This window comes from Olivibacter sitiensis DSM 17696 (assembly GCF_000427965.1).
Classification (GTDB): Bacteria; Bacteroidota; Bacteroidia; order Sphingobacteriales; family Sphingobacteriaceae; genus Olivibacter; species Olivibacter sitiensis.
Window position 1 is genome coordinate 43,551 of record NZ_ATZA01000010.1, and the last position, 21,002, is coordinate 64,552.

Annotated in this window: 21 protein-coding genes; 12 read left to right on the plus strand and 9 right to left on the minus strand. The window is 42.3% G+C overall.

Annotated elements, in window-relative coordinates:
* Positions 1 to 165: 165 nt before the first annotated feature.
* A complete protein-coding gene (locus tag A37S_RS0107280; RefSeq protein ID WP_028296424.1) occupies positions 166 to 3,828 on the plus strand; it encodes a sensor histidine kinase in 3,663 nt (1,220 codons plus the stop codon).
* 28 nt (positions 3,829 to 3,856) lie between these two features.
* On the opposite strand, the gene A37S_RS0107285 is transcribed toward A37S_RS0107280, so the two are convergent.
* The gene (locus tag A37S_RS0107285) at positions 3,857 to 4,804 is read right to left on the minus strand and encodes a hypothetical protein (RefSeq protein ID WP_028296425.1); all 948 of its coding nucleotides are present in this window, start codon (positions 4,802 to 4,804) and stop codon (positions 3,857 to 3,859) included.
* Between the two features lie 156 nt (positions 4,805 to 4,960).
* On the opposite strand from A37S_RS0107285, the gene A37S_RS0107290 reads away from it, so the two are divergent.
* A complete protein-coding gene (locus A37S_RS0107290; RefSeq protein WP_245586338.1) occupies positions 4,961 to 6,514 on the plus strand; it encodes a glycoside hydrolase family 10-like protein in 1,554 nt (517 codons plus the stop codon).
* 23 nt (positions 6,515 to 6,537) lie between these two features.
* Here A37S_RS0107290 and A37S_RS0107295 read toward each other — a convergent pair whose 3' ends face one another.
* Positions 6,538 to 6,900: a TM2 domain-containing protein gene (locus tag A37S_RS0107295; protein ID WP_028296427.1), complete on the minus strand. Its 363-nt coding sequence runs from the start codon at positions 6,898 to 6,900 to the stop codon at positions 6,538 to 6,540.
* Positions 6,901 to 7,070: 170 nt separating this feature from the next.
* On the opposite strand from A37S_RS0107295, the gene A37S_RS0107300 reads away from it, so the two are divergent.
* Positions 7,071 to 7,838, plus strand: coding sequence for a DUF4197 domain-containing protein (locus A37S_RS0107300; RefSeq protein ID WP_028296428.1), 768 nt, complete (start codon positions 7,071 to 7,073; stop codon positions 7,836 to 7,838).
* Positions 7,839 to 7,877: 39 nt separating this feature from the next.
* Entirely contained in the window at positions 7,878 to 8,708 is an 831-nt protein-coding gene (locus A37S_RS0107305; protein WP_028296429.1) for a universal stress protein, read from the plus strand.
* On the opposite strand, the gene A37S_RS0107310 is transcribed toward A37S_RS0107305, so the two are convergent.
* The gene (locus A37S_RS0107310) at positions 8,698 to 9,042 is read right to left on the minus strand and encodes an MGMT family protein (RefSeq protein WP_028296430.1); all 345 of its coding nucleotides are present in this window, start codon (positions 9,040 to 9,042) and stop codon (positions 8,698 to 8,700) included. The two genes, A37S_RS0107305 and A37S_RS0107310, sit on opposite strands and share 11 nt — an antisense overlap.
* A gap of 82 nt (positions 9,043 to 9,124) precedes the next feature.
* Here A37S_RS0107310 and A37S_RS0107315 point away from each other — a divergent pair, with 82 nt between their 5' ends.
* The gene (locus A37S_RS0107315; RefSeq protein WP_028296431.1) at positions 9,125 to 9,835 is read left to right on the plus strand and encodes an SAM-dependent methyltransferase; all 711 of its coding nucleotides are present in this window, start codon (positions 9,125 to 9,127) and stop codon (positions 9,833 to 9,835) included.
* A gap of 126 nt (positions 9,836 to 9,961) precedes the next feature.
* Here the strand turns inward: A37S_RS0107315 and A37S_RS0107320 are convergent, their stop codons facing one another.
* Positions 9,962 to 10,333, minus strand: coding sequence for a DUF3127 domain-containing protein (locus A37S_RS0107320; RefSeq protein WP_028296432.1), 372 nt, complete (start codon positions 10,331 to 10,333; stop codon positions 9,962 to 9,964).
* A gap of 74 nt (positions 10,334 to 10,407) precedes the next feature.
* Here A37S_RS0107320 and A37S_RS0107325 point away from each other — a divergent pair, with 74 nt between their 5' ends.
* Genes A37S_RS0107325 through A37S_RS0107335 form a run of 3 tightly spaced genes read left to right on the plus strand, consistent with a single transcriptional unit; the run spans position 10,408 to position 12,656 of the window.
* On the plus strand, positions 10,408 to 11,595 hold the full coding sequence (locus tag A37S_RS0107325; protein WP_028296433.1) for a THUMP domain-containing class I SAM-dependent RNA methyltransferase: 1,188 nt from the start codon (positions 10,408 to 10,410) through the stop codon (positions 11,593 to 11,595).
* A gap of 16 nt (positions 11,596 to 11,611) precedes the next feature.
* Positions 11,612 to 12,001 carry a cupin domain-containing protein gene (locus A37S_RS23870; RefSeq protein WP_036601685.1) on the plus strand — a complete coding sequence of 130 codons (390 nt, stop codon included), beginning with the start codon at positions 11,612 to 11,614 and terminating at the stop codon, positions 11,999 to 12,001.
* Between the two features lie 4 nt (positions 12,002 to 12,005).
* Positions 12,006 to 12,656, plus strand: coding sequence for an HD domain-containing protein (locus A37S_RS0107335; RefSeq protein ID WP_028296434.1), 651 nt, complete (start codon positions 12,006 to 12,008; stop codon positions 12,654 to 12,656).
* A 102-nt stretch (positions 12,657 to 12,758) separates the two neighbouring features.
* On the opposite strand, the gene rplS is transcribed toward A37S_RS0107335, so the two are convergent.
* The 4 genes from rplS to A37S_RS0107355 form a co-directional block, all read right to left on the minus strand.
* Positions 12,759 to 13,106, minus strand: a complete 348-nt coding sequence (rplS, locus tag A37S_RS0107340) for a 50S ribosomal protein L19 (RefSeq protein ID WP_028296435.1) — start codon at positions 13,104 to 13,106, stop codon at positions 12,759 to 12,761.
* A 121-nt stretch (positions 13,107 to 13,227) separates the two neighbouring features.
* Positions 13,228 to 13,905 (minus strand): tRNA (guanosine(37)-N1)-methyltransferase TrmD, encoded by a 678-nt coding sequence (gene trmD, locus A37S_RS0107345; protein ID WP_028296436.1) that lies wholly within the window; start codon positions 13,903 to 13,905, stop codon positions 13,228 to 13,230.
* Between the two features lie 48 nt (positions 13,906 to 13,953).
* Entirely contained in the window at positions 13,954 to 14,481 is a 528-nt protein-coding gene (gene rimM / locus A37S_RS0107350) for a ribosome maturation factor RimM (protein WP_028296437.1), read from the minus strand.
* 106 nt (positions 14,482 to 14,587) lie between these two features.
* Positions 14,588 to 15,115: a 30S ribosomal protein S16 gene (locus A37S_RS0107355; RefSeq protein ID WP_028296438.1), complete on the minus strand. Its 528-nt coding sequence runs from the start codon at positions 15,113 to 15,115 to the stop codon at positions 14,588 to 14,590.
* Between the two features lie 252 nt (positions 15,116 to 15,367).
* Here A37S_RS0107355 and A37S_RS28135 point away from each other — a divergent pair, with 252 nt between their 5' ends.
* The 3 genes from A37S_RS28135 (at position 15,368) to A37S_RS0107365 (ending at position 18,486) form a co-directional block, all read left to right on the plus strand.
* On the plus strand, positions 15,368 to 15,496 hold the full coding sequence (locus A37S_RS28135; protein WP_281169860.1) for a hypothetical protein: 129 nt from the start codon (positions 15,368 to 15,370) through the stop codon (positions 15,494 to 15,496).
* A gap of 9 nt (positions 15,497 to 15,505) precedes the next feature.
* Positions 15,506 to 17,158 (plus strand): mechanosensitive ion channel family protein, encoded by a 1,653-nt coding sequence (locus A37S_RS23875; RefSeq protein WP_051292800.1) that lies wholly within the window; start codon positions 15,506 to 15,508, stop codon positions 17,156 to 17,158.
* A 329-nt stretch (positions 17,159 to 17,487) separates the two neighbouring features.
* Entirely contained in the window at positions 17,488 to 18,486 is a 999-nt protein-coding gene (locus tag A37S_RS0107365; protein WP_157278492.1) for a hypothetical protein, read from the plus strand.
* Positions 18,487 to 18,491: 5 nt separating this feature from the next.
* Here A37S_RS0107365 and A37S_RS27045 read toward each other — a convergent pair whose 3' ends face one another.
* The gene (locus tag A37S_RS27045) at positions 18,492 to 18,662 is read right to left on the minus strand and encodes a hypothetical protein (RefSeq protein ID WP_157278494.1); all 171 of its coding nucleotides are present in this window, start codon (positions 18,660 to 18,662) and stop codon (positions 18,492 to 18,494) included.
* 136 nt (positions 18,663 to 18,798) lie between these two features.
* On the opposite strand from A37S_RS27045, the gene A37S_RS0107375 reads away from it, so the two are divergent.
* Positions 18,799 to 20,991: a bifunctional alpha,alpha-trehalose-phosphate synthase (UDP-forming)/trehalose-phosphatase gene (locus A37S_RS0107375; RefSeq protein ID WP_028296440.1), complete on the plus strand. Its 2,193-nt coding sequence runs from the start codon at positions 18,799 to 18,801 to the stop codon at positions 20,989 to 20,991.
* Positions 20,992 to 21,002: the final 11 nt, after the last annotated feature.

Genomic DNA, 21,002 nt, shown 5'->3' on the forward strand with positions numbered 1-21,002 from the left:
TTATTTATAATTATAAAGGGCCTCTTGATGCTACATCAAGAGGTTTTTTTGTTACATTTACATGTATATTACGGATAAATAGTGAAGGTAAAGCTACGGATAAGACTGATTCTGTTGATTCTGGCCTTGTGCCTATCAGGTACGGCCTTGACTATCCATTACGTTATGTCTCCGAAGATTCTTTTGGAGGCGCAAGCCAAGAAACTTCAAAATAGGTTACATGTAAAAGAGCGGGAAGTGCACAAGCTGCTGCACGATGAGCAGGTTTACAAGCGATTGGAGCAGATCGAAAACGACTTGGATTTTCAGCGAGAGCTGATAACAAACTATACTAATAAAAAAAACATATATTTTCTTGTCTATCAGGATCATCGACTGAAATTTTGGTCAAGCGATTTGATTGTGTACGATTCGGACTTAGGAATTGAAGAGGGAAGTTATCTTATTGACTCGGACAATGGGTATTACGAGGCCATTAAATTGACGAAAGGCAATGTGGCAGTAATAGGCCTCATTCCCATAAAAAGCAAATATAATATAAACAATGTCTTTCTTTCTACCGAGTTTGTGCCTGACTTAAGCAAGAGCAACAATCTGGATGTAGCATCGTATCAGGACAGAGAAGTGTATTATCTGAGGAATTTTGAAGGGAAATACCTGTTTTCTGTCAAGATGAACCCTAAGAACACCACTTACCTGAAGACCGACCTAGAATTGTACCTCTGGATAGCTACTGCAATTTTGACCTTATTGCTTGTTATCATGCTATGTGCGCAGATAGCAAAAAAGGGTTATTTCAAACTTTCCGTTCTGCTGTTGTTCGCGGTGCTTTTCTTGTTTCGCTTTGTAGATTTAAAATACAAACTACTGGAATCCCAATTCTCTTCGGAAATATTCAATCCAAAATATTACGCTACAGACGAAGTATTCCCTTCATTGGGAGCTTTTATGCTGAACATACTCTTCGTGTATTGCTTTGTCATCTATGTATATTCCCATAGGGAGCAGATAGTTAGTAAAAGGCGTAATTATACATTTTTCGGTAAGGGAGTAAGCTTTGCTATCTGTGCTATTGTGCTTTTTCTTGCTCTGCATGCTAGCACAAATTTGTTCGAGGGATTGGTGCACAATTCCAATATCTCCTTTGATCTGTCTAATATATTAAGACTCGATTGGTTTAGCTGGATAGGGGTTATTTCGCTGTGCGTGGTGGGACATATATTGTTTCTCCTTTTGGATATAATGCTTAATGTCGTGGCAAACTTGGGGATAACAAGAAAGGAGTTTTTCCTGTTATTGAGCATATGCGTTTTGCCGCTCTTTGTGGTGGAATTGGTCTATTACCAGTTCGATTTCAGTATGTTTATATGCTTGGTCATCATCGTTTTAAGAAGTTATCATTTGTTTGGCGGTCAGAAACCAGCCTTAGCCAATATGCTGGTCATCTTGCTGTTGTATTCCGTAATCTGTTACATAAAAAAAAGCAAGTTTATACACGATAAGGATGTGGAAAATATGCAGTTGGCTTTGCAACGCATCGAATATGCAGATGATATAAATGCTATTCCACTTTTTATTAAGACGGAGAAAGAAATAGCAGAGGATCCAATATTAATCGATTATTTTGCCAATATAGAAAGATACAATAGCCAGCTGGTGAATGATTACGTCCGTAAAACCTATTTCAGCGGATATCTTTCTAAATATGAGTTTGGCCTTTTTGTGCAGCCTTCCGATGTCTCCAGAGACAGTGTTACACAACGTAGACTTGATGAGTACCGAAGGCAGGTAGAACTAGGAGCGATAAAAGTGAGTGACAATTTCTATCGAAGCGACAAAGGATTTGGCCTGCTTCATTATTTCGCGGTGATACCCGTTAAAGGGGAAGACGAGGACGACGTGGGCATCTTGATCATAGATCTTTCCAATAGACTTTATGAAGAATACGTCCATTTTCCACCGGTACTGGCAGAAGGCAATTATGATGATAGAAACGATTTTCAAAACAAGTCGCTCGCTATCTATAAAAAAGGCGAATTGGTAAATCAAGTGGGATCCGAAACATTTGATATGTTTCAGCCCTTCGAACAACTGGAACTATTTCATTTTGTGCTGAAGGAGACAGGAGATCGTTTACAAGTGGCTTACCGCATGGAACCAGACGTGGTCCTGGTGCTCAGCCAGAAAAAATTGGGTGTTTGGGAACAGCTAGCTTCACTTTCGTTTCTATTCCTTTGTTTCTTAGTTTTTGCCTTAATAGTTCTAGCCAGGAAGATTCTTTTTAGCAATCTTGCTTTATATGAATTGAATTGGACAAGCTTGAAAAGATGGATTATTATCTCTTACAACAGAATTCTGTACAGTACCCGTATTAAGGCAATATTCATTATCGGTATTCTTTTTACCCTATTGGTCATGGGAAGTATCACCTATGTTGGGATCAGCAACCAGCATAGGATACTAAGTGACATGGGAGCGACGAAAAGTGTGAAACGAGTTGTATCTACTTTGCAAGAGGCAATTGTTCAAGATAAAGCACTGGTCTTAAGCGAAAACGAAGAGCGAATGATCCATGCCGTGGCCAAGTCGAGTGATATAGATGTTAACATATATGGATTGAACGGCAAGCTTTTGTTCTCTACACAGCAGAAAATTTATGACTTGGGATTTCTGTCTAATTACATGGATCCCTATGCCTATTTGAACATGAACAGTTATGAACGAAATGATTTTCTGCAAACCGAGTCCATTAGCCTACTTCACTATAGGGCTGTATATGCGCCCATAAAAGATGCAAACGATTATACGGTTGCTTATTTGGGGTTGCCAGATTATTTGAGCGAGAGCAGGATAAATGAGCGTATCGGTTTTTTGTTGAATACGCTTATCAATGTATATGCCCTGGTTATAGTTGTTCTTGGTTTAGTGGCAGTTTATTTGGCGAGGGGCGTCACCTACCCGTTGATGCTTGTGCAACGGAGCCTGTCCAAGACCGATATCGTGAAAAATAACGAACCCATCAGTTGGCATAGGAATGACGAGATTGGTGCTTTGGTAAAGGCCTATAATCAGATGATTATGGCGTTGAAAGATAGCGCCAGCAGACTAGCCCAATCGGAACGTGAATCTGCTTGGCGCGAAATGGCCAAACAAGTAGCACATGAGATAAAAAACCCGTTGACACCGCTCAAATTGGGGGTTCAGTTGTTGGAAAGAGCCTGGCGCGAAGGCGACCCTGACTTCGATCGCAAGTTCGACCGCTTTAGTAAATCATTTATAGAGCAGATAGATAGTTTGGCGTTCATTGCATCGGAGTTTTCCAATTTTGCAAAAATGCCCGAGGGTAAAATGCAAGAGGTCGATATTTGTGACGTCCTGGAAACGGCCATTGACGTTTACCGGAACAATCCAGCTGTAGAAATCTTCTTTTCTATAGACTTGAATGAAAATCTTTACGTAAAGGGCGACCGCGATCAGTTACTCAGGTCATTTAACAACCTGTTGAAAAATGCGATTGAAGCTGGAGGGAACATGCTTTGCATAATAGACATTAGTGTGTGGGTAGATAAAAAAAGTATGGTTCAGATTAGCATCAGGGACAATGGGAGCGGTATAGACAACGATGTGAAGGACAAGATTTTTCAGCCTAATTTTACTACGAAGAGTTCAGGAACGGGGTTGGGACTGGCCTTTGTGAAGCAGACAGTAGAAGGTATAGGGGGACTTATTAGTTATTCCACCGTATCGGGCAAAGGAACTATATTTTACATCACTATTCCATTAGTTCGCACGGCGACTGGAGAACGGGAGGAAGATGTTGGCTTATGATTGTAAAAGAGCGAAGAGTTGCGCATGACTAATTCAGCGCAATGTTGGCCCTGCCCATACTCTCTCCATCATGGTAAAGCACGATGGTATAGATGCCCTTTTTGAATTTGTCTTTGTTGTTATCCCACCTATAAATGTATTCCTTGCCATCATTATTGAAAGGCAATACCATCTTGGATGTGTACTGCATTTCGTTATATGGAGACGTTATGGCATTGTCGTTTCCTTTTGGGAGTACGAGGTTTCCATTAGGGTCTATTATGCGGATATAAATATCTTTTTGTTCCCTGTTTGCTAAGGGATTGTCCGTGATTGTGAAAACAACTTTAAGTTCCTCCGTACGTTTTGCCTTGCTTTCCATCTTTTCTTCCTGTTTTCTGGTATAGGAAAGCGGATTGATAGTTATGGCGGAAATCTTCAGATGGGCTACTGATTTTATTTTGGCTTCTAGGGAGGAGTTCTCGTTTTTTAACTGTTCCACGTTTGAATGGGCATGGGAGACTTCTTCCTTTAAACTATCTCTTTCTACCACCAATAGCATGTTTTCTTGTCGAAGGAGTTCCGAGTCGTTTTTGAATTTGTCTACCGCTACGCGCAAGTGCTCGATTTGCGTTTTTGCTTGATTCAATTGCTGTTGGGTAAGATTGTTTTGAGTGAGCTTGATGCGTAAATCTTCTATCGTTTTCTTTGCCTGTTGCTGTTCTAGCGCAAGTTGGTCGGAAAGGTGTTGGTTTTCTACATTCACACGATCCAACTCTAGTTCTATGCGGTCCAGTTCTGCCTCCAATTGGTTTTTCTCGCCCAACATGGATACTACATTGCTGCTGGATGTTCGGTACTTTGTATAAAAATAGATATTTGTTGCTACCAATGCTCCAATGGCCAAAACAAAAAGATATATTTTTGCCGAATATGATGAGGATCGATCTTTTTCCTCAACCTCAGATCTATTAGATAGTGTTGTTTTGTCTAACATGATTTATAACTCCCATGGCCTCGTAAAAAAGGCTAAGAATTGTCAGCAAAAATTGTTCCAAGTCTTGAGGCGATAATTGCCTTCTATAGGCTTTTTCTATTTATGCTGTTGAAATATAACAGTATTGATGTTCAATATGTATATTTGGCGACTAAAATGGAATATAGCATACACAAACAAGCAAAAACAATTTTCCTGGTCTTGATGGCCATTTTTCTCTGGAGTGGGAAGCTTCTAGCGCAACGGGCTCTAGTGCCTAAGAGAGAATTGAGGGGAGTTTGGGTGGCTACGGTAGTCAATATAGATTGGCCTTCTAAGGATGGCCTCAGTGTTGCGCAGCAAAAAGAGGAATTACTTCGTATATTGGACGCACACCAACGCGCGGGGATCAATGCCGTGTTCTTTCAGGTCAGGCCATCAGCAGATGCGTTTTATGCCAAGAGCGATGAGCCCTGGAGTAGATTCTTGAACGGGAAGCCAGGGAAGGCGCCCTCACCTGCATACGATCCCTTGGAATTCATTATTAAGGAAACGCACCTTAGGGGAATGGAGCTTCATGCTTGGTTCAATCCATATCGTGCTACCATGACCCTTTCTGATGAGCATGTAACCTCCAATCACATTACCAAGCGGAGACCAGAATGGTTCTTTTCATATGGGGCCAAAAAGCTCTTTAATCCGGGTATACCTGCCGTGAGGGACTACATTGTGGACATTATTATGAACGTCGTTAAAAACTACGATATTGATGGGGTACACTTCGACGACTATTTTTATCCATATCCAGATAAAGGCCAAGCTATACCGGATGCGGCCACCTTTAGGCAATATGGAAATGGGTTTTCTAAAATAGATGAATGGAGGCGAGATAATGTCAACTTACTGATCCATACGTTGAACGATCAAATCCATATCGAGAAGCCCTATCTGAAATTTGGAGTAAGTCCATTTGGCATATGGCAGAATAAAAATCAACATCCCGATGGATCAGAAAGCTCCGGCTTGAGTGGCTACTCTCAGCTATATGCCGACGCAAAGGCTTGGCTAGATAATCACTGGGTAGATTATATTACTCCTCAAGTATATTTCACGTTCGATAATAAGGCGGCACCCTATGAGAAGCTGGTGGACTGGTGGGCCAATGTAGCAAATGGCAGACATGTTTATATAGGACATGCCGCCTACCGGGCTGGGGACAAAACAGTGGGATGGAGAGACAGGTCCCAATTGCCCAATCAGATTAGATACCTCCGCACCAACCCATCTATTAATGGCAGTGTATATTTCAGTTCCAAATCCCTGGTGAACAACCTTGGTGGTTTTCGGGATTCTTTACAGTATGATTTTTATCGTTTTAAGGCATTGCCTCCCAAGATGCCCTGGTTAGACAGCATAGCTCCAAACGCACCTGTACATTTCGAATGTACGGCATTGTCTTCTGGTGATATTTCTTTAAAATGGGATGAACCGTTGCCTGCAGCGGATGGAGAAAGGGCCTATGGTTATGTGGTGTACCGATTCAATGAAGGTGAAGATGTTAATCTTGGCCGCTCGCAGAGTATATTGGAAATCATTTACGACTCTAAGAGGACGTATTTCACAGATGTATCGGTGAGGAGAAATTCGCGCTATATTTACATTATCACAGCTTTGGACAGGGTGAAAAATGAAAGTTTGCCATCTAGACCTCAAATTGTTATAGCGCAATAGTCCTTCCTTATATTAAGTTAATTCTATAAAAAAGGATTACCAACACCGATCATTTGAAGGCTTTCCAAGGCTGCGGTTTGATTGAACTTCTCGGTTAGCTGCTTATAATTGATTAGATCAACAATTGTGCCTATTAGACAAAGGCCTCCCGTTATGAAATAGATGATTCCCAATGCGATTTGCCCTAACATAAAGCGCTGAATGCCAGCAATACCTATTAATCCCAATAAGGTGAACAATAAAATATCTTGTTCTGACTTTCTTTTTGCCGTATAAAAATAAACAAATTCTTTAACCTTCTCTTCGCTCAACTCTTTTGTAAGACTTTGAATATAGTACATTTCTGAGGGGGTTAATCCCGGTATGCTATAAAAATAATTTTTCATCTTGAAATAAATCTTATACTGATTAGATGCTCGAAAAATTCAATTGTTACAGTGATTAATTTGTACATGCTAAGGCTTCTTCGCATAAAAATTTTAACTTTACGGCATCGGTAAGTCAGCGCGAAAAATCTCGCCAGTGACAGGTAGCTTATTTAGTGGTTTTCAATTCAATGGATAAAAATATTTTTATTTTAGGGCTTGCTATTTGTTTGATTGGTTTTAGCCAATGTGATACGCTCAATCAGGTGGCGCAAGGTGGAAGTACGTCTTCTTCCAGCAGTTCTTCTTCCGCTGGTGGTGGGCAATCAGTGTCTAGCACGGAAATTTCATCTGGTATCAAACAGGCGTTGAACCAGGGCCTGCAAGCAAGCATTCAGCAGTTATCTGCCAAAGATGGTTTTTTGGGAAATGCGGCGGTAAAGATTTTGTTGCCTCCGGAAGTACAGAAAGTAGAAAGTGCGTTGCGCAGCGTAGGTTTGGGGAATCTGGCGGACAATTTGGTGACCAATATGAATAGGGCGGCAGAGGCTGCCGTAAGTGAAGCTGCTCCTATATTTGTCAATTCGCTGAGCCAGCTTACGATAAAAGATGCCACAAACATCTTGTTAAGCGGGCAGAAAGATGCCGCAACCTCTTTCTTTAAAAGAACAACTTCGGATCAGCTGACCGAAAAGTTCTCGCCTGTAGTCAGCAGTAATTTAGGGAAGTTCAATGTGTCCAAATATTGGACGGATCTAACCTCTGCATACAATGCTTTGCCCATGGCTACAAATAAGATTAATACCGATCTGAATGCATATGTGACGCAAAAGGCAATAGATGGCCTTTTTGTGCAGGTGGCCAGTGAAGAATTGAAGATCCGCGAAAATATTGGTGGCTCTAGGTCGACAACTCTTTTGCAAAAGGTGTTTGGATATGCCGACAAGGAAAGTGAATGACACCTTGATGTTTTTGTAGTACCATAAATCCGTACAACCATGAAAAATGTTTTGATTCCTGTAGATTTTTCAGAAATTTCCTTTGCCGCTGCCCGTTATGCTGCTGGACTTGTATCACAGCTCCACTCCGAGACGATCGTATTATACCACTCATATGCGGAAGTGTTGCGTGATACCGGCTTTGTAAACACGGACGAGCAAGAGCAGGAAGCGTGTATGTCGAAATTGGTTTTCATGAAGAAACGTTTGCAGAAGTTGATACCGAGTGACGTGAATATCGAGCTTTTCTGCGACAAAAAAACGGTGAAAAAGGGAATTCAGCAGATATTGAAGGAACGCACGGTCTCTTTCATCGTGATGGGGGTTTCTGGCTTAGAGCACCTAGATCGCGACGATAGAGCATTGGGGAAGCATACTCGAGATATCATGTCAATCAAGGAGGTACCCCTATTGGTTGTTCCGAGGTTTGTGAAATTTCGACCTGTCACCAAGGTGGCCCTGTCAACGGATCTGAAGGGGATTGACGACAATTTTCCAACAGTTCACATACGCAAAATAGTCGAGCAGCTGCATGCAGAGCTTGAGATAATTTATGTGAACTTGCCACAGAATAAATTGGAAGGAGAAGAGAAGCAAAAAGCTAGCGAAGCCTTGAAAATATATTTGCAGGGGATCAACTACAGTTTTCAAATTCTTGAAAGCGAAGACGATGTGCCTCATAGCGTCTTGGATTTTGTGCAGCAAAGCAATTCGGATCTTCTGGTGCTGGTGTCCAAAGATTATAATTTCTTTAATAGGCTTTTTCACCACAGCGTGAGCAAGCGGGTTCTTGAGGAGACCCACATACCCGTATTTATAGCTAGGGAATGATGGAGTCATCCGTTGGCCTCCAGATTACTTTTTGGAAATCAACTACCTTGTCGTCTTTGATAGTAAGGCCTTCGCTCTCCAGCAATTCTTGCATCAGCGTCGGTCCCGCGAATGCATGCTTGGCACTCAATACTCCCTTACTGTTTACTACTCGATGAGCCGGTACAGGTGGATGGGTGCTGCCTGCCCTTGATAGGGCATAACCTATTTGTCTAGCCGCCCCTTCTTTGTTTAGCATTTTAGCTATATGGCCATATGTTGAGACCTTCCCTTCAGGAATCTGCCTTACCAATTCGTATATCTGGCTGTAAAATCGACTGTTTTTCTGTTCCATGGTTTTCCAATGCAAGAATAAAATTAATAAAAATGTAGAAGAACGAAACGGGGCTATGGTGAAAATATTTGCATATTTGAGGATGTCTTTAGGAACATTATACCTTATCCCGGTACCTTTGTCTGAAACTGCAGACGAGGCCACGTTTACGCTTTTTGCCAAGCAAATCATGCATCAAGTGGACGAATATATCGTAGAAAATGCCAAAACGGCAAGAAAATTTCTCAAATTGGCGGGAACTCCCATTCCGCAGAATAAGCTTATATTGCATGATTACGGAAAGCATGCGAGGCAACAGGCAGATAAGAGCTTTTTTTTCAAGGGTTTGTTGGCGGGCAAGGATGTGGGACTGATGAGTGAGGCAGGCTGTCCAGGTATTGCTGATCCGGGAGCCGAGATTGTGGCAGAAGCACATCGCTTGGGAGTTAAAGTGGTGCCGTTGGTTGGTCCCAGTTCCATCGTGCTGGCGCTGATGGCTTCGGGTTTCAACGGACAGAGTTTTGCTTTTCAGGGCTATTTGCCCATAGACAAGGCTGCTAGAAACAAAAAATTGAAACAATTGGAAACCACTGTCAGAAGCTTGGAACAAACTCAGATCTTTATAGAGACACCCTTTAGAAACAACCAGTTGTTGGAAGAGATTATACGGGCCTGCAGCCCTAATACCAGGCTTTGCATCGCTTGTAACCTCACTGCACCCAACGAATGGATAGCTAGCATGCCTTTGTCAAAATGGAAGGGAAGAGATATCGACCTCCATAAAAAGCCAGCTATATTCCTCATGGGAAGCTAGACAGTGGAAGTTTGGAAAGATATGCCTTATACTACCATTTTGCCCAAGAAATTATTTAATCCTTGGGCAAAATGGATTAACTAAACTATTAGCTAGTTAGGTTTTTTGCGCCTTGATCAAGTAATTTTAGAACGGCAAATCGTCATCCTCGTCTGGAGAAGATGTGATGTCAATAGGTGGAGGGGTTGGTTGCGCAGTTGTCGATGCCGGAGTAGCTGCAGCAATTTTGTTTACCCGCCATGCCACCAGTGAATTGAAATAGGTGGTAATTCCGTCTTTGTTGGTCCATGGACGTCCGCGTAGGTTAAAAGATACTTCTACTTCTTCTCCTGGTGTCAAATTGTCAAAAAGGGATGTGCGATCCTGCGTGGCTTCAAAGCGAATATATTCTAGGTATTGTGGATTTTCAGCATATTCCACAATCAAATCCCTTTTTTTGAATGTATCCGTAACTTGTTGTACTGCTCCTATTTCGTGAACTTTTCCTTTAATTTCCATAACTCAAACCGATAATAAAGTGTAAAATTAAGGTTTTTTAGTGACAATAATCAGTACCTTCGCATATTTAAGATATGGAAGTTTTCAACACCAAAAGTAAAGTAATCATCACTTGCAACAAAAGGCTCTCTACTTATTTAGAACAAGAAGTCAAGGATTTGGGTTATGCTGTCCAGAGGGTTTTTTCCACTGGGCTAGAGCTGTTTGTCAGTGTAAATGATTGTATCCGTCTCAATCTCAATCTCCGTTGTGCCAGCCAGATATTATACTCGATCAAAGAGTTCAATGCTGCAAATGCCGATGACCTTTACAAGGAGGCAAGGGAAGTCCTTTGGGACGAACTGATAGATTTTAATGGTTATTTTTCTGTCAATTCCAATGTGGATAACGAGACGATCAGCACCCCGCTTTTTGCCAATTTAAAAGTAAAAGATGCTATAGTAGATAGCATTAAGGAGAAAAAAAACCTAAGGCCCAATTCGGGGCCTGAGCTGAACAGCGTCGTTGTACATCTTTACTGGAAAGATACAAGAGCAGAACTTTTTCTAGATACTTCAGGAGAGACTTTGGCCAAGCATGGCTATCGCAAGTTTCCTGGAAAAGCACCTATGTTAGAAGCATTGGCGGCAGGTGTAATATATGCAAGTGGCTGGGACGGGAGCTCGCCTTTTGTCAATCCCATGTGTGGCTCTGGCACCTTGGCTATAGAGGCTGCTCTAATAGCTACCAATCGCAAACCGGGCCTGTTTCGAATGAACTATGCATTCATGCACCTCCTGGGCTATGATGAACAAGTGTTTTTCGCGGAAAGAAAGCGCTTAAAAGACCTGGTAAAAAAAGAAGATCCGCCAGTAATCATCGCTTCAGACCTGTCTGAAGAGGCCATTAAGATTACCGAACTGAATGCCAAAACCGCTGGGGTGAATAATATCATCAAATTCCAAGTGTGCGATTTTGCAGATACTGAGGTGCCGCAGGGAGAAAATGGAGTGGTGATGTTCAATCCCGAGTATGGAGATCGGCTTGGAGTGCATACGAAGCTAGAGCTGACCTATAGGCGTATCGGGGATTTCATGAAAAAAGATTGTAAGGGGTACAGAGGGTTCGTTTTTACAGGCAATTCGGAACTTGCCAAGAAAGTAGGACTTAAAGCTTCCAGACGTATTGAGTTTTATAATGGCAAGCTGGATTGTAGACTGCTCGTGTACGATTTATATGAAGGAAGTAAAAGGGGCGAGAAATCTTCCGCTTTTGAATATTAATTTTATTGGTTAAGCTATGATAGAAGCTGTTAGATTGTTTACAGGGGAGGATGGCAATTCGCATTTCGAGCATGGTCATTTGATGTTGGGAACACATCTTGATGCCGTTGGAATTCATTTCAAGGAAACTGCGGCGGGCTCAAGCTATGATTGGCACACTGCGCCTGTTGCCCAGTTTGTGATCACACTTTCCGGGCTCTTGAAATTTGAAGTGCTGGGAGGTGAAAGCTTTTTGTTAAAGCCCGGCATGATCCTGATTGCCGAAGATCTTACCGGAACGGGGCACAAATGGGAGATTATAGGAAGTGACCCATGGAAAAGAGGGTACGTGCCTTTTGCCGATGGGCAGAAATTGCCTTTTGTGAGTGAGGTACGTCAACAGGTGGACGTAAATAATAGCTTGTAAATATATGTCTAAGGTTAAACGGCTGGAGACCGTCGCTTTCGTAAAAGAACGCTTGGACGGTGCGGAGGCGGGTCATGATTGGCTCCATACAGAGCGCGTTTGGCAGAACGCATTGCACTTGATGAGGTATGAGCTGGCAGATGAAGAAGTGGTGGAATATGCATCGCTGTTACATGACATTGCGGATAGCAAATTCCATGATGGAGATGAGGAGCTTGGGCCGAGACTGGCAAACGAATTCCTAACGGCGATTGGGGTTAGTGAACGTGTCGTTGAACATGTCTGTCAAATTATTCGTTACATGTCATACCGATCGAGCTTGAGCGGCGAAGGATTTCGATCTAAGGAACTGGAGGTGGTCCAGGATGCAGATCGCCTGGATGCCATAGGTGCTATCGGCATCGCGCGAGCTTTCAATTATGGGGGGCATAAGAATAGATTGATTTATGACCCATTGGAGGAACCGTTAATACATACTTCAAAAGAAGCATATCAACAAAGTACTGCTTCTACTATTAGTCACTTCTATGAGAAGCTGCTGCTTTTGAAAGACAAGATGAACACACAGGCAGCTCGGAAAATAGCAGAGAGTAGGCATAGGTTTATGGAGCTGTACCTAGAGCAGTTTTATGGGGAATGGAATGGCAAAAGGTGATTTGGCGCCATTAAAAAACTCCGTGATGCGTACGCAAAAAAAGCCTCTGCCATTTGTTTGACAGAGGCAATATTTTTACTGCAATTGGACTTTCTGAGGAAATTAAACTCGCCTTGTTTTAATACGGGCGGCTTTCCCTTTCAGGTTGCGCAAGTAGAACAACTTGGCCCTACGTACTTTTCCGTAAGAGTCTACTACTATCTTGTCAATGTTTGGGGAATTGATAGGGAAGATACGCTCAACGCCAACACTGTTTGATACTTTACGCACGGTAAAGGTCTCGTTTGAACCAAAGCTGTTGCGTTGAATGACAACTCCTTTGTATACCTGTATACGCTCTTTATTTCCTTCGCGAATTTTATAGTGAACACTCACGGTATCACCTGCCTTGAATGCGGGAACTTCATTTTTTGCTACCGCTTGCTCTTCTACAAATTTTACTAAATCCATGATTTTAAGTAATTAACAACGATTTTCAACCCGTAAAAATCGGATTGCAATATTAGGAATAATTTTTCAGAATAAGAAGAAAAGCAGAAAGATTGTGAAATATTATTTTTCACTCCTGTCTTTAGTCTTCTAATAAGTCGGGCCTGCGCTTTTTTGTCCTTTCGAGCGCCTGTTCATAACGCCAGTTGTCTATGGCTGCCTGGTTGCCGCTTAGAAGTATGTCGGGCACCTTATGTCCGCGCCAGTCGGCTGGGCGGCTATATACAGGGGCATCCAGTAAATCCCCCTGAAAAGAGTCCGATAGGGCCGACGTCTCGTCTGAAAGCACGCCCGGTATTAGCCTGGATATGGCGTCTACCAACACCGCTGCGGGCAGTTCGCCGCCAGACAACACGTAGTCGCCAATGGATATTTCCCGCGTCACATATAGATCCCTAATGCGTTGGTCTATTCCCTTGTAGTGCCCACAAAGGATTATTACGTTTTGCACGGATGACAGCTCGTTGGCAACAGACTGGTTGAGGGTGGTGCCGTCAGGGGTCATAAAGATGATTTCGTCGTATTTTCGTTGCTCCTGCAATGATTCTATGCAGTTGGCGAAAGGTTCTATTTGCATTACCATGCCGCTGCCACCGCCATAAGGGTAGTCATCTACGCTTTTATGCTTGTTGGTTGCATAATCCCTAAGGTTGTGTACGGAAACCTCTACCAACCCCTTTTTTTGTGCTCTCTGCAGTATGGAGTGAGCAAATGGACTTTCGAGCAAGCCCGGCAATACGGTGATGATGTCAAAACGCATGTTGAAAAGTAAAAAACAAAAAGTAAAAAAACAAGAAAAACGAATGCGCTAACCTTTATACATCTCTACCAGTCCCTCTGGCAATTGTACCTCTAATATGCGGTCTTCTTCATTGATCTCAATAATGAAATCGTCAATTATGGGGAATAGCAGTTCTCGGTTGTTATAGTTTACAGTCGCGACGTCTTGTTGTGGAAATTCGTTTATTTCGATGATCTCTCCTAGCCTGCCGTGGGTTTGATCATGCACGATAAAGCCCTTTAGGTCCGAGGTGTAAAATTCCCCTTCCTCCCTTACGGGCAACTTTTCTTTTTGCAGGTAAATTGATTTTTTTACCAATGCCTGGGCCTTGTCTATATGGTCTATATCTTCAAGAAAAAAATAGCCCGTGCTGTTTTTGTGCAGTTGAGCTTGTTCAACAAAAAAGGGTACGAGCTTCTTGTCTATTTCTATGAATAGCAGCTCGTAATCTATCTCATCGTATGCCTCATGGTCAAAATACACTTGCAACTCTCCTTTCAGTCCGCGTGTTTTGGTAATGTAGCCAATTTTGACCGTGTCGTTTACAGATGTCATTCTTTACCTTCTAATTAAATAATATGGTTTGGCCAAACAAAAAAATGCCATTCACCAATGGCGAATGACATTTTGCTTCTTGTGCAGAATCGTTTTAGAAACTGAATTATGCGTTTTCTTCGCCTTCAGCAGCTGTTTCTTCACCTTCTGGCTCCGCTACAGGCTCTTCTGCTGGAGGAGTATTTTTCGCTGCGATGGCAGCGGCCCTTTCCTCTTTTATTTTTGCTTCGGCTGCCAAAGCGGCTTTCTTGCGCTCTTCAGAGGAAGTAGCAAGGTTTTCTTTCTTGCCTTCTATCTTTGCTTCCTTGGACTTCAGCCATTCTTCGAACTTCACATCGGCTGCTGCTTCGTCAAATGCACCTTTTTTGATGCCTCCTTGAAGGTGTTTTTTGTAAAGTACACCCTTGTAGGAAAGGATGGCACGGGCAGTATCCGTAGGCTGTGCGCCTTTGTTCAACCAATCTAGGGCTTTGTCGAAATTCAATTCGATAGTGGCTGGATTGGTATTAGGATTGTAGGAACCCAAACGCTCAATGAACTTGCCGTCACGGGGTGCACGAGAGTCCGCTACTACAACATGGTAAAAAGGTTTTCCTTTTTTACCGAATCTTTGCAATCTTATTTTAGTTGCCATTCTTAATTATATTATGTATTCAACATATTTCCCGGAGCTTCATGCTGCGGGGCTGCAAAGATAATTAATATATTTTGCATTCCTATATAAATTTGATTTTTACCCTCAAAGCTAACCGCGTGGTTTAGAAGTTTCGAGTGGTAGCTTTTCGGTAAATAGAAAATTTGATAAGCTAAAGTAGTGGCCGTCCGTTGTGAAATCGGTATTGCATATGAAGGCAAGGTTTTCTATGTTTGCTAACATTGATAAGCAATGGTTAGATTTTTTCTTTTTTCTTTTTCGCAGCTATTATTAGTGTTTCTACCGATGATGTCTTCTGGACAGCAGCTGAGCGATAGCGATTCGTTGAACAACGAGCAGCTTTTGATCAACTCGTCCTAGATTCAGAGGATGGATTCTATTCATCGAGCGGACTCGCTTAAGCAGGGCGCTTTGCAACAAGAGCTGGAAAGACTGAAAACAACGGACAATCTCAAAAAAGTAGAATTGCTTGAAGAGATGAATTCATTGCGCAATCAGGAGAAGATACGCAACGAATCGCGCAAGGCAAGAATAGATTCCATGCGCAATAAGGTGAGAGGCTATGCCGTAGCACCCTACTATGATACCTTATTTTTAGTTTATTCTAAGCTGGGGCCATATAGCCCTCAGCAAAGAGCTGCCACCGCCAGTGCTCGCATTAAGGAAATAGCGGAAGATTATGGTTTTACGGCCGATTCGATTTTGTTGGTTTCTACCGATGAGAGCGTGGATTTGACATATAGGAACGAGATTTTGCTGTCGGTCACAGATTTGGATGCCATCTGGGCCAATGCAGATAAACAGTCATTGGCGGCCGAATACAGGCAGAGAATAATAAAATCTGTAGAAAAACATATCGAAGAAAATAAGCTCGGCAATATCGTCAAAAATATCTTGGCGGCGCTTTTGGTTATTTTTGTGTTTTTTCTGGTGGTAAATGGGATGAACATCCTGTTCAGAAGGCTGAAGATGTCTGTACTGCAAGGTAAAAACAAATGGTATCACGGCATCAAAATTCGCTCCTATGAACTGTTCAGCGTGAGGAGACAGGCTAGTCTTTTTCTCACGGTGATCAATTTGATTAAATGGCTGTTCATCATCACGGCTTTATACCTCTCCTTGCTGAGCTTATTCAGTGTGTTGCCTTGGACAAAGCCGATAGCCGATAGGCTATTGGACTATTTTTTGAGCCCTCTGAGGATTATTGGCATATCTGCATGGCACTATCTTCCCAATCTGGTAACGATATTTGTCATATTGCTGGTATTTAGGTATGTGCTCCGTCTCATCCGTTATTTCCGAGACGAGGTACAGCGGGGTGCTTTGGTAATTCCCGGATTCTATCCGGAGTGGGCGGCACCTACGTACCATATCATTAGGATTTTGGCCTTTGCATTTATTGTAGTGGTTGTATACCCTTATCTGCCAAACTCTGATAGCCCCGTATTTAAGGGGGTCTCCGTGTTTCTGGGCTTTTTGCTCACCTTTGGGTCCGCGGGCTCTTTGTCCAATGTTATCGCGGGCTTGGTATTGACCTATACCCGTTCGTTCCAGGTTGGAGACAGGGTCAAGATTGGGGAAACCATTGGAGATATCACGGAGAAGAACCTGCTCGTAACTAGGGTGCGGACTATTAACAACGAAGATGTGACTATCCCCAATGCCACCGTCATGGGCAATCACGTGGTCAACTATAGTAGTTCGTCCAAAACCTTAGGCTTATGTCTGAGTACCGCGGTTACCGTAAGATACAATGTTCCCTGGAAAAAGGTAGTCGAGCTGCTGGAAACGGCGGCAAAGCGTACGCCCGGAATTTTGCCTCTCCCCCAACCCTATGTTTTGCAGCGCGAACTAGGAAATACCGGCGTGGTCTATGAGCTAAATGCATATACCAATAGTGCGGACCGGCAATTTACTCTACATTCATCCTTAAGGGCAAATATCCAAGATGTGTTTTTCGAAGCAGGCATAGATCTAACTACGCCCGTGGTGCTCAGCCAAGGAAATGAGAGAACTAATTAGGATTTATTTAAAATTGATTTCACTGGATTTTTCTGCCTAGCTCGATAACTATCGGATTAAATTTTCTTAACTGTAAGAATTTACTGGGCTTTTTCTTATAGAATGTAATTTTTAATCTATTAAAACATTGTGAATCAGTGTCAAACAAGATTTTTTTTTGAATTCTAGAAAATTAATGATTAGTTTTGGAAGTGTTCGGTTAAGGTTTTTTGTTTTTTACTCCTTACTTTTTTGCCATGAAATACCTACTCTCGTTTTCTATACTTTTCTGCGTTATATATTTCTTTACTTCATGTAGAAAGGTAGAATATATAACTATTGAAGATGAAATGGAAGATGATACTATGTGGAAAATGGATTCTAGTTTTTTTGGAGAGAATAAATACCTACTCACGTCTTATCCCATAGATGATACTACACTGGCAGTTTCCAATCAGCATTTTCTTGCTTATGTATACGCTAGTCGTTCTGGACTCACTGGCGGTGGCTACCTAAGTTCTAAACTCTCCATTCCCGTTGCGCCCAGTCTTTCCAAAAGTTTCGGCATTAATTACATCGACTCGCAAACGCTGCGTTTCTTTCCCATAAGAAGGCCTACGAATTCTGCAAGCGTATTCTATAGTCCAACGTATTCCGATGCTCTCTTTTCCCAAAAGAGCTTTCCAGTGCCGCTTTATGGGAGAGGATACCCTATAGTAGGCAACAGGGCGTTAATACCGATAGAGATTATGAATAATGAGGCCATATTGCATCTCATGGAAGTATACACTGGCATTGACCTTTCAATGGAAGTGATAAAGGAGATTGTGTTGACGCCTCATGGTCCAGATAGGGGGTTTGAGAGTTTCGGTTATTATTCCTATGCATTCTTCGACAGGTATTTTATAATGTGGAATGCGCAATTATACAGGATCGATAACGATGGTAACGTGAAATCTTTTGGGTCTAGTTTTGTGCCTGGTGAATACGCTCCTCATCAAATATTCCAACTGAGAGAATATCTTTTTGCCATTACGGACGATGCCCTGTTGATTTCCATCGATCAAGGTGAAAACTGGTCGACTTATATTAAAAACATCAGCCAAGATTTGCTGAGATTGACTTATCAAAATATTGGTGATGAGCTTTACGGTTTTTCTGGTTCACAGATTGTCAAGTTTTCGATGGATGGAGAAAGCATAGTTTTTTATGAATTGGAAAATAAAGGGCTCGAAACCCATCATATCACTTCCATAAATAAATTGGGCAATTATTATTATACTACCACCTTATCTGGCTTGTTTTATAAGGATGCTGAATACTTTTTAACCCAAAGAGTTCGCGAATGATTTAACTAGGAGAGTCTAAACCTCCCATACCTAAATATCAAGTATAGCCAAAGTGCCAGGATGGTCCAGCCCACTATTTTCCCTAGGGGTTTCTTTAGGGTCTGCGGCATGCCCCTAAAGTACCAGATAGCCAGAAAGAGCGTGGCAATAAGAAAATATACGAGCAATTTTTTCATTAATTGCTCAAAATTAAGTATATTCCGCCGTCTCGCCTCCCATAGGGGAGATATTTTGTTAAAAATTTAAAAACCATGACAGCTTATGTTGAGTTGTTATGTTGAAAACCATATAGTCCAAAAAAGGGAGATAAAAGTGAGCAAGACCATCATAGTTTCAAATAGATTACCTGTAAAGGCCAGCTATAAAAGTGGAAAGTTAGAGATTAAGCAAAGCGAAGGAGGGCTAGCTACAGGGCTGGGGTCTATATATAAACAGGGGAATAATATTTGGATAGGTTGGCCTGGTTTGGAGGTTGAAAATGACAAAGAACAGCATGAGATAATTGATAAGTTGAGCGATTTGAATCTGGTTCCGGTTTTTTTAAACGAGGATCAGATAAAGGGCTATTACGAAGGGTTTAGCAATGAGGTGTTATGGCCAGTTTTCCATTACTTGTCTCCATATGCAAAATATGATTACAACAATTGGATAAGTTATGTGGAGGTAAACAAGTTGTTCAGGGATGTAGTGATGCAGCACCTAGAACCGGGAGATACCGTTTGGGTGCACGACTATCAGTTGTTGCTCTTGCCCGGTCTTATCCGTTTGGAGCAATCCAATGTCTCCATCGCATTCTTCAATCATATTCCTTTCCCGTCGCAAGAGCTTTTCAGGTTGATCCCCTGGAGGGAGGAAATACTACAGGGGATGTTAGGGGCGGATCTTTTGGGCTTTCACACGTTTGATGATGTCAGGCATTTTATCAGTGCGGCGACACATTTGCTACCTGTACATGTCGATGCCAATAGGCTGAAGGTTGGTAACAGATTGGTAGTGGCAGAACCATTTCCAATGGGCATGGATAGTGAGAAATTTTCAAAATTGGGCGATAACCCTAAAGTGAAAAGTATCGTTGCTAAATTAAAAGACAATTTCAAAGACAAGAAACTTGTCTTGTCGATTGATCGACTGGATTATAGCAAGGGAATCATCGAACGACTCAATGCATTTGAGCTGCTGCTGGAAAAAAATCCGGAATATATCGAAAAGATCAATCTTTATATGATTGTCGTCCCATCTAGGGATACCGTAGAGCAATATAAAATATTGAAAGATGATATAGATCGCCTGGTGGGGCATATCAATGCACGGTTCAGGACCTTCAGTTGGCATCCAATCGCTTATTTTTATCATGGATATCCCATAGAAATCGTATCTGCACTATACAACGTGGCTGACGTTTGCTTAGTAACACCCATGCGTGATGGCATGAACCTGGTGAGCAAGGAATACGTAGCAAGTAGGAATGATAACTCGGGGGTGCTGATATTGAGTGAAATGGCTGGCGCTTCAAAGGAATTAAACGATGCTTTATTGGTCAATCCCAATAGCATCAACGATATCAGGAAGGCTTTGATCAAGGCCTTGAACATGCCTCGGGAGGAAATGGAAGAGCGCATGAAGGCCATGCGGGCAGTGGTATTTAAGTTTAACGTGAAGCATTGGGTACGGATTTTTATGGCAAGACTACAAGATATAAAGAAAATGCAGGCAGCAACTAGGGCAAAATTGGTAAGTGAAGATTTATTAAAACATATTAGTGACCGATATGCTTCGGCATCCAATAGGCTTTTATTGCTCGATTATGACGGCACTTTGGTTGACTTCAAGAAAGAGATAGACGATGCCGCTCCTGACCAAGAGCTGTATGATTTGCTGGATGAGATCAATGCAGATGAAAAAAACCAATTGGTTATCATCAGCGGAAGAAAACATACTACCTTGGATAAATGGTTTGGCGGCAGGGATTACGATCTCATAGCTGAACATGGTGCTTGGCGCCGTAGGAAAGACGGGCAATGGGAGCAAAGACCGGGTCTCTCTACTAAATGGAAACCAACGATATTGCGGCTCATGGAGGATGTGACCGATAAGACCCCAGGATCGTTCATAGAAGAAAAGAGCTATTCCCTCGCCTGGCACTATAGAAAGGTACAGGAGGGATTGGGCGACTTACGTGCCAATGAATTGATGGATGCGCTGTCCTATCACCTGAACGCCTTTGGTATTAAACTGTTGGACGGCGACAAGGTGGTAGAAGTGAAAAATGCAGAAGTTAACAAAGGAGTAGCCACATTGAACGTGCTCCATCAAAAAGACTTTGACTTCATCCTATCCATAGGTGACGATCGTACCGATGAAGATATGTTCAAGGTGTTGCCTTCCAAGGCCGTTTCCATCAAGGTCGGCAGCAATGTCTCCGCCGCCAAATTCTACCTAGAACAGCAAGGGGACGTACGAAAATTCCTCAAAGAGGTGGTTGCCTATGAGACTAAGCTGGCATAATGATCGGCTAT

Excerpts from the sequence above, each read along its gene's own strand:
- A37S_RS0107280 (WP_028296424.1), top strand. The coding sequence starts at position 166 with ATGTCTCCGAAGATTCTTTTGGAGGCGCAAGCCAAGAAACTTCAAAAT.
- A37S_RS0107285 (WP_028296425.1), bottom strand. The coding sequence starts at position 4,804 with ATGTTAGACAAAACAACACTATCTAATAGATCTGAGGTTGAGGAAAAA.
- A37S_RS0107290 (WP_245586338.1), top strand. The coding sequence starts at position 4,961 with ATGGAATATAGCATACACAAACAAGCAAAAACAATTTTCCTGGTCTTG.
- A37S_RS0107295 (WP_028296427.1), bottom strand. The coding sequence starts at position 6,900 with ATGAAAAATTATTTTTATAGCATACCGGGATTAACCCCCTCAGAAATG.
- A37S_RS0107300 (WP_028296428.1), top strand. The coding sequence starts at position 7,071 with ATGGATAAAAATATTTTTATTTTAGGGCTTGCTATTTGTTTGATTGGT.
- A37S_RS0107305 (WP_028296429.1), top strand. The coding sequence starts at position 7,878 with ATGAAAAATGTTTTGATTCCTGTAGATTTTTCAGAAATTTCCTTTGCC.
- A37S_RS0107310 (WP_028296430.1), bottom strand. The coding sequence starts at position 9,042 with ATGGAACAGAAAAACAGTCGATTTTACAGCCAGATATACGAATTGGTA.
- A37S_RS0107315 (WP_028296431.1), top strand. The coding sequence starts at position 9,125 with ATGTCTTTAGGAACATTATACCTTATCCCGGTACCTTTGTCTGAAACT.
- A37S_RS0107320 (WP_028296432.1), bottom strand. The coding sequence starts at position 10,333 with ATGGAAATTAAAGGAAAAGTTCACGAAATAGGAGCAGTACAACAAGTT.
- A37S_RS0107325 (WP_028296433.1), top strand. The coding sequence starts at position 10,408 with ATGGAAGTTTTCAACACCAAAAGTAAAGTAATCATCACTTGCAACAAA.
- A37S_RS23870 (WP_036601685.1), top strand. The coding sequence starts at position 11,612 with ATGATAGAAGCTGTTAGATTGTTTACAGGGGAGGATGGCAATTCGCAT.
- A37S_RS0107335 (WP_028296434.1), top strand. The coding sequence starts at position 12,006 with ATGTCTAAGGTTAAACGGCTGGAGACCGTCGCTTTCGTAAAAGAACGC.
- rplS (WP_028296435.1), bottom strand. The coding sequence starts at position 13,106 with ATGGATTTAGTAAAATTTGTAGAAGAGCAAGCGGTAGCAAAAAATGAA.
- trmD (WP_028296436.1), bottom strand. The coding sequence starts at position 13,905 with ATGCGTTTTGACATCATCACCGTATTGCCGGGCTTGCTCGAAAGTCCA.
- rimM (WP_028296437.1), bottom strand. The coding sequence starts at position 14,481 with ATGACATCTGTAAACGACACGGTCAAAATTGGCTACATTACCAAAACA.
- A37S_RS0107355 (WP_028296438.1), bottom strand. The coding sequence starts at position 15,115 with ATGGCAACTAAAATAAGATTGCAAAGATTCGGTAAAAAAGGAAAACCT.
- A37S_RS28135 (WP_281169860.1), top strand. The coding sequence starts at position 15,368 with ATGGTTAGATTTTTTCTTTTTTCTTTTTCGCAGCTATTATTAGTGTTT.
- A37S_RS23875 (WP_051292800.1), top strand. The coding sequence starts at position 15,506 with ATGGATTCTATTCATCGAGCGGACTCGCTTAAGCAGGGCGCTTTGCAA.
- A37S_RS0107365 (WP_157278492.1), top strand. The coding sequence starts at position 17,488 with ATGGAAGATGATACTATGTGGAAAATGGATTCTAGTTTTTTTGGAGAG.
- A37S_RS27045 (WP_157278494.1), bottom strand. The coding sequence starts at position 18,662 with ATGAAAAAATTGCTCGTATATTTTCTTATTGCCACGCTCTTTCTGGCT.